Origin of the sequence: Pandoraea pnomenusa (genome assembly GCF_000767615.3) — a bacterium.
Taxonomy (GTDB): domain Bacteria; phylum Pseudomonadota; class Gammaproteobacteria; order Burkholderiales; family Burkholderiaceae; genus Pandoraea; species Pandoraea pnomenusa.
This window is the reverse complement of the sequence record NZ_CP009553.3, coordinates 1,239,033-1,250,649: the sequence shown is the minus strand read 5'-3', so window position 1 is coordinate 1,250,649 and position 11,617 is coordinate 1,239,033. Positions and strand designations below refer to the sequence as shown.

General features: G+C 65.3%; 5 protein-coding genes. 1 reads left to right on the top strand and 4 read right to left on the bottom strand.

Annotated elements, in window-relative coordinates; translation table 11 throughout:
• Positions 1-175: 175 nt before the first annotated feature.
• Positions 176-2,398, top strand: coding sequence for an FUSC family protein (locus LV28_RS29780; protein WP_023594635.1), 2,223 nt, complete (start codon positions 176-178; stop codon positions 2,396-2,398).
• A 65-nt stretch (positions 2,399-2,463) separates the two neighbouring features.
• On the opposite strand, the gene LV28_RS29775 is transcribed toward LV28_RS29780, so the two are convergent.
• From LV28_RS29775 to LV28_RS29760, 4 genes are all read right to left on the bottom strand, one after another.
• Positions 2,464-3,102, bottom strand: a complete 639-nt coding sequence (locus LV28_RS29775; RefSeq protein WP_038618502.1) for a response regulator — start codon at positions 3,100-3,102, stop codon at positions 2,464-2,466.
• Positions 3,103-3,557: 455 nt separating this feature from the next.
• Complete coding sequence (locus LV28_RS29770; protein WP_038618505.1) at positions 3,558-5,048, bottom strand: efflux transporter outer membrane subunit; 1,491 nt, start codon at positions 5,046-5,048, stop codon at positions 3,558-3,560.
• 196 nt (positions 5,049-5,244) lie between these two features.
• Positions 5,245-8,409 carry a multidrug efflux RND transporter permease subunit gene (locus LV28_RS29765; protein WP_038618508.1) on the bottom strand — a complete coding sequence of 1,055 codons (3,165 nt, stop codon included), beginning with the start codon at positions 8,407-8,409 and terminating at the stop codon, positions 5,245-5,247.
• Positions 8,406-11,594 carry an MdtB/MuxB family multidrug efflux RND transporter permease subunit gene (locus tag LV28_RS29760; RefSeq protein WP_023872085.1) on the bottom strand — a complete coding sequence of 1,063 codons (3,189 nt, stop codon included), beginning with the start codon at positions 11,592-11,594 and terminating at the stop codon, positions 8,406-8,408. Before LV28_RS29760 ends, LV28_RS29765 begins: the two co-directional genes overlap by 4 nt.
• Positions 11,595-11,617 lie beyond the last annotated feature (23 nt).

Genomic DNA, 11,617 nt, shown 5'->3' with positions numbered 1-11,617 from the left:
GCGTGACGCCTGCCGGCAGCCCCGCGGATGCGATGCATTGGCGTGCCTCGGCGCGCCGCGTGTAACCGGCGGTATCCCCTCTTCGCGGCGCGCGGGGCTTCGGCTAGACTCTCTGTGCGCCGCGCCGTACCCCGTCGCGCGGCCGCCTTTGCTGCGGAACCCTCGCACCCGACGCATGGACTACCAGACCGATATCAAGAAGTTCCTCTACAGCCACTACTTTTTCAGCGGCACCCGGCAGGCAGTGGGTGTCGTGCTGCCCGCTCTCGTGTTGTTCTGGGGCATGGACCAGCACCTGCTCGGTATCGAAGTCGCCTCCGGCGCGCTCTGCGCGAGCGTGGTCGACATCAACGGACCGCTGCGACACAAGCACACGGAGCTGCTCAGCTGCACCCTGCTCGGCGCCCTCACCGTCCTCATTACCGGCATGGCCACGGCCGCCCAGCCCTGGCAACTGTGGATCACCACGCTGATCCTGACGTTCGGCCTCTCGATGCTGGTCGTGTATGGCATGCGCGCCTCGCTGGTGAGCTTTGCCTGCCTGATGATGATGGTCCTGAATGTCGAGGCCGATCTCACGCGGCATCAGGCCGTGCTGGACGCCGGCGCCGTGCTCGCGGGCGGGCTCTGGTACACCTATTTCAGTCTCGTCGTCTGTCGCATCTGGTGGTTTCGCATCGAACAGCAGACACTCGCGGAGAGTTTCTTCGTCACGTCGGAATATCTGGCGGCCAAAGCGGCCTTTTACGATACCTCGACCGATATCGACGAATGTTACCGGCGCCTGATCGCCGCGCAGGTCAATGTCGTGGAAAAGCAGCAGGCCGCGCGCGAGATCATCCTGCGCAACCTGCCGCGCCTGCGTACCGGCACGCTCGAGCCGCGCCGCACGATGCTGTTCAACCTGTTCATCAACATCGTCGATCTGCACGAGACGGTAGTTTCGGTGCACACCGACTACCCGATGTTGCGCCGCGAATTCGCGGACAACGACGTACTGCTGTTCTTCCGCGACATGGTGCGCAAGATCGCGAACGAGGTGGATGCCATCGGCTACGCCATCGCCACGAACGAACCCTCGCGGGCGCAACGCAGCTGGCGGGCGGAATTCCGCGCCATCGAGTACGAGATCGAGCTGATGCGCAAGCAACAGTTGCCGCAGCGCTCACCCGAGGCCTATCAGGCGCTCACGAGCACCTTCCGCCGCGTATGGAGCGCCACGCGCATCGTGGAGCGCATGCATCGCAATACGGATCTATCCACGGCCGGCACGGCCACCGAGGTGCAGATCGATCAGGCGCTGCTGCGCTTTACCTCGCGCCAGAGCTTCTCGCCGAAGCTGCTCTGGAAAAACCTGACATTCTCGTCGCCGAGTTTTCGTCATGCGCTGCGCGTGACGATTGCCATCACGGCCGGCCTGATCATCTGCGAGAACTGGTCGGTGCTCGCCGGCCAGGCGCACAGCTATTGGGTGCTGCTCACCATCATCGTGATTCTGAAGCCGGGCTTCAGCCTGACGAAGCAGAAGAACGCCCAGCGTCTGACGGGCACGCTCGTGGGCTGCGTGAGCGTGCTGGTCATCCTCTCGTTCGTGCAAAAGTCCTGGGTGCTGCTTGCGCTCATGTTCTTCTGCATGGTCATGGGGAACAGTCTGTCGCTCTTCAACTACGGCCTGTCGGTGGTATTCATGTCGTCGTATGTGTTGTTGCTGTTCCACTTCCTGCTGCCGGGATCGCTGTCGGTCATCGGCGAGCGCGCCATCGACACCCTGATCGGCTCGGCCGTCGCGCTGGTGTGCTCGTACCTGTTCCCATACTGGGAGTACCGTCTGATGGGACCGCTCATTCGCCAGGCCGTGCAATCGACCCGTGCTTACCTCGAGGCGAGCGCCGGGCGCGACGGCAAGCGCGACGATCTGGCCTATCGCATGGCGCGCAAGGACATGCACATCGCCTTCGGCAATTTCGGCGGGGCGTTCAAGCGCATGATGCTCGAGCCAAAGTCCAAGCAGGTCTGCGTCGGGGAACTGAACGATTTGCTGGTGCAGAACCACGTCATGGCGTCATACATCACGGGCATGGCGGATGTGCTGCCGCGTAGAATCGCGGCGGACAAGAGCGGCGAGCTCGAGCAGGTCGTCTCGGCCATCAGCGATCTGCTGTCACAGGCGGTGGCCGCGCCGGCGGCGTCGGTGCCGACGGATGCGCAGGCCGCGACCGAGGCCATGCGGGACTATACGCGGCGTCTCGATGCCTTGGTCGTGGCGCAGGAACAGCAACCGGATGTGTCCGAAGCGCAAGTGCAGGAGATCAAACAGGTAGTGCACCAACTCAAGCAGATGCTGCGCGCCGGCGAGCTGATTCTTCGGGATATGCGAGGGATTCGTCTGCCTGCCTGACGCGGCGCCGCCGCACGTCGCGCGTCCGCCCCCGGCAGGAGAGCGGCGGGCGTGGCCTGCGGCCGTCAGGCGATGCCCGAGCGCGTGGCGTAATGATAGAGATCAACGTCACGGTCGAGGCCGAGCTTGCGCATGGCGTTGGTCTTCTGGGAACTGACGGTCTTCACGCTGCGGCTGAGCTTGAACGCGATTTCGCTGATGGTGAGCCCCGAGACGAACAACCGCACCACTTCGACTTCCCGCCCCGAGAGCTTCGTCGCGTCGACCTCGGTATCGTCGGCCACGGCGTCGTGCAGCCGCGTCGCCAGCCCCGCCGGGATGTAGCGGCTGCCGTCCGCCACCACGCACACGATGTCGGCGATCGAGCTTTGCTCGTCGAGCTTCGAGAGGATCGAGTGAACCCCCAGCTTGAGCATGCCGCGCAGGATCGCCAGATTCTCCAGCATCGTCACGACGATGATCTTGATGTTGGGAAAGTAGCGGCGCACGTAACCGATGAGAAACAGGCCATCCTTGAAATGCCCGCCCGGCATCGAGAAATCGGTCACGAGAATGTCGCACGGCGCCTTGGCCAGCAAGCTCACGAGCTCCGACGAATTGGCCGCCTCGCCGACCAGATGAATCATTTCGCGCTCTTCGAGCAGGCGTCGTATCCCAAAGCGCACAATCGGATGGTCATCCGCGACCACGACATTGATCGTCATCCCTGTCCCCCTCCTTATTCGTCATCTGGCAGCCCCGTAGTGGCCGTGCGCGCCTCATGCCATGCACGGTGGGTGCCCCGCGTCTGCCGTCGCCGCGAAGCGGGATCATTCTGGCAAAAAGCGGTCGCGCCAATCAGATGGGAAACGTCACATAGTCGCGGAGGCCGCGCGGCACTGCCACGCGGCGTGCTCAGCCCGCGCGAGGCCCGCGTGCTGCCCGATAGAGCGGTAACTGCCGTCTAACTGCTTGACCGGGCTCGCAGGGAGATGAAATTGCACAGACACGCAGCGCCCGAGTCTGTGCTACTCGCGTCACCGGCGTTCGGAGGTTTCGCCGGGCGCGTTTCTCTCATTCCGAATGCGAAGTTCGGAAATTACTTAAACACCGGAGGCGAAATTAGTGCTCGGCTACCGCCCGGCATCGGCGGATGCGTAGTGGCAACGGCCGAGTCCCGTCACTTCGCGGCGGCGGCGCCCGAGGCCTTTGCCGCATCGGGCGCGGCGTCGTCGCGGGCCGCGCCATCGCCGTCGGTCGGCAGGCCATGCCAGCCGCCGCCCAGGGCCGTCACCAGCAGCACATTGGCCGTGAACTGACGTCCGAGAATCGTGAGCGAGGTGCGCTCGGTGGCATAGGCCGTGGCCTGGGCCGTCAGCACATTCTGGAACGCAACGGTGCCGGCCTTGTACTGGTTGAGGATGAGCTGCGCGGCCTCACGGGAGGACTGCACCGCCTGCGTCTGCACGGCAGCCTCGCGGCCGAGATAGTTCAGCGCGGCAAGGTTGTCCTCGACCGCCTGGAACGCCGTGAGCACTGTCTGGCGGTAGGTCGCCACCTGCGCGTCGTAGGCCGCGATGGCGGCGTCGGTCTGCGCCCGGCGCAGACCGCCGTCGAAGAGCGTGGCGGCCAGCGCGGGGCCGACCGACCAGAACCGGCTCGGCAGCGTGAGCCAGTCGGCAAAGCTGCTGCTCTGGAAGCCGCCCGTGGCCGACAAGGTGAGTGAAGGGAAGAAGGCCGCCTTGGCCACGCCGATCCTGGCGTTCGCCGCGGCCACCGCGCGCTCCGCCGATGCGATATCGGGCCGGCGCTCGAGCAATTGCGACGGCAGACTGGCCGGCACCGGAGGCAGGGCCGCACGCAATGGCGCGGGAGCGAGCGAGAACGTCGCGGGCGCTTTGCCGACGAGCAGCGCGATCGCATGCTCCAGTTGGGCCCGCGTCACTTCGATGTCGAGCGCCGACGCCTGCGCCGACTGCAACTGCGACTGCGCCTGGATGACGTCGGAGCGCTGCGCGACGCCGACCGCATATTGATTCTGCGTCAGTCTGAGCGTCTCCTCATACGCGGCGACGGTGCGATCGAGCAGCGCCTTTTGCGCGTCCGTCACGCGCAGGTCGAAGTAGTTCTGCGCAAGCAGTGCCTGTGCTGACAGCCGCGCGTTGGCCAGATCGGCCGCGCTCGCCTGCGCACTGGCATTGCCGGCTTCCACCGAGCGACGCACGCTGCCCCAGATATCCGGCTCCCAACTCGCCGTGCCCGACAGGGAATAACTGTTGGAAATGCCGCCTGCGCCCGAGCCGCTGACCGCCGTGTTGCTCACCCGCGAACTGGAGCGGGTCAGTCCGGCGTCGGCGCCGATCGTCGGGAAGAACGCCGAGCGTGCCTGCGACGCCACCGCCAGGGCCTGCCGGTAGTTCGCCTCGGCCACCTTGATGTTCTGGTTGTTGACGTCGACCTGCGACATCAGGTCGGAGAGTACCGGGTCCTGGTAGATCGCCCACCAATCGCCCTTGGCTGCGGCGTCATTGGGCTGCGCGAATTTCCAGTCGCCGGTTTCCTTGAATGCGGCCGGCATGTCGATTTCCGGGCGGACGTAGTCTGGCCCCACGGCGCAACCGGCAAGCCACAGCACGGCGCTCGCCGCGAGGAACGTGGCCGTGCGGCGCATGGGCCGAAGCGCCCGCACGCTTCGCCCTCGCGCATCGCACGCTGCCGGGACGGCATGAGAGCAGGCGGGAACGGCTTGACGATTCGGGATACGGGACATGGCACACATCGGCCCATCGGCCGGGACTTGGGTTTTGGAAAGCGCGACGAACGCGACGATGCGCGCCTGAGGGGGCCGTCGCGGACGGCAAACGCTGTCAGCCATGCCCCACCTCCCCGGCGTCGCCGTGACCGGTGCGTGCGCGGGCACGCCAGCGGGCCCAACGCAGACGCAAACGGTCGAGGTACAGATACACCACCGGCGTGGTGTACAGCGTGAGCACCTGGCTCACCAGCAGCCCGCCCACGATGGAAATTCCCAGCGGCTGGCGCAGCTCGGCGCCGTCGCCCGTGCCCAGGGCCAGTGGGATCGCCCCGAGCATCGCCGCCATGGTCGTCATCATGATCGGGCGGAAACGCAACACGCAAGCGTGGAAGATCGCCTCGCGCGGCGGCATGTTGTGGCGCCGCTGCGCGTCGAGCGCGAAGTCGATCATCATGATGGCGTTCTTCTTCACGATGCCGATCAGCAGGATCACGCCGATGAGCGCGATGATGCTGAACTCCGTGTCGAAGAGAATCAACGCCAGCAACGCCCCCACGCCCGCGGACGGCAACGTCGAGAGAATCGTCAGCGGATGGATGTAGCTCTCATAGAGCACGCCAAGCACGATGTACACCGTGAGCAACGCCGTCAGAATCAGGATCGGTTGCGACGACAGCGCCGACTGGAACGCCTGCGCCGTGCCCTGGAAGCTGCCGTGCACCGACGTGGGCATGCCAAGCCGGTCCACGGCGTCCTGGATCGACGCCTGCGCCTGCGAGAGCGAGACGCCCGGGGGCAGGTTGAACGAAATCGTGCTCGCGGCGAACTGCCCCTGGTGAGACACGCCCAGCGCCGTGTTCGTCGGCTTGTAGCTCGCAAACGCCGAGAGCGGCACCTGGGCGCCGGCCGACGTCACCACATAGATATCCTTGAGCGACTCCGGGCTCTGCCACCAGCGCGGCGCGACTTCCATCACGACCTTGTACTGATTGAGCGGGTTGTAGATGGTGGAAACCTGGCGCTGCCCGAAGGCGTCGTTGAGCACATTGTCGATCTGGCTCATCGTCAGCCCCAGACGCGACGCCTGGTCCCGGTCGACCACGAGCGTCGTCTGCAGGCCCTTGTCCTGCTGATCGGTGTTGACATCGGCGAGGTTCGGCAGACGCGAAATGGCGTTGCGCACCTTCGGCTCCCACTCGCGCAATTGCTGGAGATCGTCGGCCTGCAGCGTGTACTGATATTGCGCATTGCTCGACCGCCCGCCCACGCGAATGTCCTGCGCCGCCTGCAGATAGAGCATCGCCCCGGGCTCTTTCGCGAGCTTTCCGCGCAGGCGTGCGATCACCTGATCGGCCGAAATCTTTCGCTCGCCCAGCGGCTTGAGCGTGACGAACATCATCCCGCCGTTGCGGTTCGACCCGCCGGTAAAGCCGGTCACCGTCGCGACATCGGGATCGGCCCGCACGATCGTGATGAAGTCGGCCAGCTTCTTTTCCATCGCCTGGAACGAAATGGCCTGGTCGGCCTGGATGAAGCCGATCATGCGCCCCGTGTCCTGCTGCGGGAAGAAACCCTTCGGAACGACGGCATAGAGCCAGACGTTCAGACAGATCGTGCCGAGGAGAATGATCAGCATCAGCGGCCCATGCCGCAGCGCCCACCCGAGCGAGCGCTCGTACTCGCGCAACATCGCAGCGAACATGCGCTCGGTCCAGTCGCCCACGCGCGCCCAGACCGACGCTCGACGCGGCGGCTCGGGTGCGAGCGGCGCCGTCTCCGGGGGAACGCCCGGCGCGGCGCGCCCCTTGAGCAGACGTGCGCACATCATCGGCGTGGTCGTGAGCGACACGACCAGCGACACCATGATCGCCGCGGAGAGCGTGACCGCGAACTCGCGGAACAGGCGTCCCACGATGCCGCCCATGAGCAGCAGCGGGATGAAGACCGCCACCAGAGAGATACTCATCGACAACACGGTGAAGCCGACCTCGCGGGTGCCCTTGAGCGCCGCCGCGAACGGACTCAGCCCTTCCTCGATGTGCCGCGAAATGTTCTCCAACACCACGATGGCGTCGTCGACCACGAAGCCCGTGGCGATGGTCAGCGCCATGAGCGACAGGTTATCGAGACTGAACCCGCACAGGTACATGATCCCGAAGGTGCCGATCAGCGACACGGGCACCGCCACGCTCGGAATGAGCGTCGCGCGCCAGTTCCGCAGGAAGAGGAATACCACCATGACCACCAGCGCGATCGAAATCAGCAGCGTGCGTTCCACCTCCCTGAGCGACGCGCGAATCGTCGATGTACGGTCCAGCACCACATCGAGATTGATCGCCGCCGGGATCGACGCGCGCAGATTCGGCAGAATCCGCTTGATGCCGTCGACCGTCTGGATGATATTCGCGCCCGGCTGGGTCGTGACGATCAGCAGCACCGACGGCTTACCGTTTGCCGATCCGGCATTGCGCAGGTCCTGCGTTGAATCCACCACGTCGGCCACATCGGAGAGACGCACCGGACGACCGTCCTTGTAACTCACGATGACCGGCATGTATTCGCTGGCCGTCTTCGCCTGGTCGTTGGCGAGAATCTGCCAGCGGCGGTCGCCGTCTTCGAGCGCTCCCTTGGGACGATTCGCATTCACCGACTGAATCGTGGTGCGCACCGTTTCCAACGGAATCTGATACTTGTTGAGTGCCGTCGGGTTGAGCTCGACGCGCACCGCCGGCAACGAACTGCCGCCCACGGTCACATCGCCCACGCCGTCGAGCTGCGAGATCTTCTGCGCAAGGATGGTCGAGGCGGCGTCGTACATCTGGCCGCGCGTCATGCTCTCGGACGTGAGCGCGATGATCATCACCGGCGCGCTCGCCGGGTTCACCTTGCGATAGGTCGGATTGCTCGGCAGGCCCGTGGGCAGCAGGCTGCGCGCGGCGTTGATGGCGGCCTGCACGTCGCGCGCGGCGCCGTTGATGTCGCGCGAGAGGTCGAACTGCAACGTGACGCGTGTCGAGCCCAGTGTGCTGTTCGACGTCATTTCCGTCACGCCCGCAATGCGCCCCAGCGAGCGTTCGAGCGGCGTGGCCACACTGGCGGCCATCGTCTCCGGGCTTGCGCCGGGCAGCGACGCGGACACCGAGATGGTCGGGAAATCGACCTGCGGCAGCGGCGAGACCGGCAGCAACCCGAACGCGACACTGCCCGCCAGCGTCACCCCGATGGTGAGCAGGACCGTCGCGACGGAGCGCCTGATGAAGACAGCCGACAGGTTCATCGCGCAGGACCGTCCGTGGTTGCGGGGCCGCCCTGACCACCCTGGCCGCCCGAGTCGTCAGCATCGCCCCGGTCGTCGTGCGATACGTCGTCCGACGGCCCGAAACGTCGCTCGCGCCAGGCCCGCGCCCGGTAGGCGAGTCGATCGAACCACAGATAGATCACTGGCGTGGTGAAGAGCGTGAGCACCTGGCTCACCATCAGCCCGCCCACCATCGTGATCCCGAGCGGCTGACGCAGCTCCGAACCCACGCCCGAGCCGAGCATGAGGGGCAGCGCCCCGAGCACGGCGGCCATGGTCGTCATCAGAATCGGGCGAAAACGCAGCAGGCACGCCTGATAAATCGCCTCGCGCGGCGTCATGCCGTGCTCACGCTCCGCCTCGAGGGCGAAGTCGATCATCATGATGGCGTTCTTCTTCACAATGCCGATCAGCAGGATGATGCCGATGATCGCGATGATGCTGATGTCGTTGCCCGAGACCATGAGCGCGAGCAACGCACCGACGCCGGCCGAGGGCAGCGTCGACAGGATCGTGATCGGATGGATGTAGCTCTCGTAGAGCACGCCCAACACGATGTACATCGTGATCACGGCCGCGAGAATCAGCCACAGCGTATTCGAGAGCGATGCCTGGAACGCCTGCGCGGCCCCCTGGAATGTGGTCTGCGTACTGACCGGCAGGCCGATCGACTGCTCCGCCGCGGTGATCGCCTTGACCGCCCGGCCGAGCGACGCGCCCTTCGCCAGGTTGAACGAGATCGTCGCCGACGGGAACTGCGCCTGATGGTTGATCGCGAGCGGCGTGGGCTTCTCGATGACCTTCGCGAACGACGTGAGCGGCACCTGCACGCCCGAGGTCGAGGCCACGTAGATGCCCCTGAGCGCATCGGGCCCGCGCCGGAAGTCGTCGGCGACTTCCAGCACCACGCGGTATTGCGACGCCTGCGTGTAGATCGTCGAAATCAGGCGTTGGCCGAACGCGCTGTAAAGCGTCTGGTCGACGGCGGCGGGCGTCACGCCCAGTCGGCTCGCGGCATCGCGATCGATCTCGACGTACGCCTGCAGTCCGTTGACCTGAAGGTCGCTCGTCACGTCGGCCAGCTCCGGCACCTCACGGAGCTTGTCGACCAGCCTGGGCACCCACACGCCAAGCGTGTCCAGACTCGGGTCCTGCAGGGTGAACTGGTATTGCGTGCGGCTGATACGGTCTTCGATCGTCAGATCCTGCACCGGCTGCATGTAAAGCGCGATGCCCGGCACCTTCGCCGCCTCGGGTTGAATGCGGCGGATGACCTCGGAGGCGTCGAGCCCACGGGTATGCTTGTCCTTCAGATTGATCAACAGGCGCCCGCTGTTGAGCGTGGTGTTCACGCCGTCGACGCCGATGAACGACGACACCGATTCGACGGCCGGATCCTTGAGCACCGCGGCCACCAGCGCCTGCTGGCGCTCGCTCATCGCGGCGAACGAAATCGACTGCGGTGCCTCGGAAATGCCCTGGATCACCCCGGTATCCTGCACCGGGAAGAAGCCCTTGGGCACCCAGAGATACAGCAACACCGTGAGCACGAGCGTGCCGAGCGCCACAAGCAGCGTGGCCCGCTGACGGTCGAGCACCCAGGTGAGCCACTCGCCGTACTTCGCGATGATGCGATCGAACATTTCGCCGGTCTTGCGATAGAACTTGCCCTGCTTCTCTTCGGGCACGTGACGCAGCAGCTTGGCGCACATCATCGGCGTGAGCGTGAGCGACACGACCGCCGAGATCAGGATCGACACGGCCAGCGTGATCGCGAACTCCCGGAACAACCGGCCCACCACGTCGCCCATGAACAACAGCGGAATCAGCACGGCGATCAGCGAGAACGTGAGCGAAATGATCGTGAAGCCGATCTGCTCGGCGCCCTTGAGCGCCGCCTGCAGCGGCTTCTCGCCCTGCTCCATGTAGCGCGCGATGTTCTCGATCATGACGATGGCATCGTCGACCACGAAGCCCGTCGCGATGGTCAGCGCCATGAGCGTGAGGTTGTTGATCGAGAAACCGGACAGATACATCACGCCGAACGTGCCGACCAGCGACAGCGGCACGGCCACGCTCGGGATCAGGGTCGCCGAGACGTTGCGCAGGAAGACGAAAATCACCATGACCACGAGCGCGACGGCGAGCACGAGCTCGAACTGCACGTCGGAGACCGAGGCGCGAATCGTGGTGGTGCGATCGGTCAGCAGCTTGACGTCGATGCTGCCCGGCAACGAGGCCTGAAGCTGCGGCAGCAGCGCCTTGACCTTGTTGACCGTCTCGATCACGTTCGCCCCCGGCTGGCGCTGCACGTTGAGCACGATGGCGGGCGTGGTGTCGGCCCACGCCGCGAGCTTGGTGTTCTCCGCGCCGTCGATCACGTCGGCAATGTCGGACAGCCGGATCGGCCCGCCATTCTTGTAGGCGATGATCAGGTTACGGTATTCGTCGGCCGAGGCGAGCTGGTCGTTGGCGTCGATGGTCGACGCGCGCAGCGGTCCGTCGAAACTGCCCTTCGCGCCGTTGACGTTCGCGGCGGCAATCGACGTGCGCACGTCCTCGATGTTCAATCCGTACGACGTGACGGCGCGCGGATTGACCTGGATACGCACCGCGGGGCGTTGCCCGCCCGAGAGGCTCACCAGACCGATGCCAGGCAGCTGCGAGATCTTCTGCGCCACGCGGGTGTCGACGAGATCCTCCAGCTTGGGCAGCGGCATGGTCTTCGACATGATCGCCAGCGTGAGAATCGGCGTGTCGGCCGGATTCACCTTGCTGTAGATCGGCGGCATCGGCAGATCGCTCGGCAGCAGGTTGCTCGCGCTGTTGATGGCGGCCTGCACCTCCTGTTCGGCGACGTCGAGGCCGAGATTGAGCGAGAACTGCAGCGTGATGACCGACGCGCCGCCCGAACTGGTCGACGACATCTGGTTGAGCCCCGGCATCTGGCCGAACTGGCGCTCGAGCGGCGCGGTCACCGACGATGTCATCACATCCGGGCTGGCGCCCGGATAGAGCGTGACGACCTGAATGGTCGGATAGTCGACTTCCGGCAATGCCGACAGCGGCAGCAGCCGGTAGGCGACGAAACCGGCGAGCAGGATCGCCAGCATCAGCAACGATGTGGCGACCGGCCGGAGGATAAACGGGCGTGACGGATTCATTGGCTACGTTCGAAGGCGTCTCT

What these genes read in the sequence shown, in the direction of transcription:
- LV28_RS29780 (WP_023594635.1), top strand. Translation starts at nt 176, where the DNA reads ATGGACTACCAGACCGATATCAAGAAGTTCCTCTACAGCCACTACTTT.
- LV28_RS29775 (WP_038618502.1), bottom strand. Translation starts at nt 3,102, where the DNA reads ATGACGATCAATGTCGTGGTCGCGGATGACCATCCGATTGTGCGCTTT.
- LV28_RS29770 (WP_038618505.1), bottom strand. Translation starts at nt 5,048, where the DNA reads ATGCGCCGCACGGCCACGTTCCTCGCGGCGAGCGCCGTGCTGTGGCTT.
- LV28_RS29765 (WP_038618508.1), bottom strand. Translation starts at nt 8,409, where the DNA reads ATGAACCTGTCGGCTGTCTTCATCAGGCGCTCCGTCGCGACGGTCCTG.
- LV28_RS29760 (WP_023872085.1), bottom strand. Translation starts at nt 11,594, where the DNA reads ATGAATCCGTCACGCCCGTTTATCCTCCGGCCGGTCGCCACATCGTTG.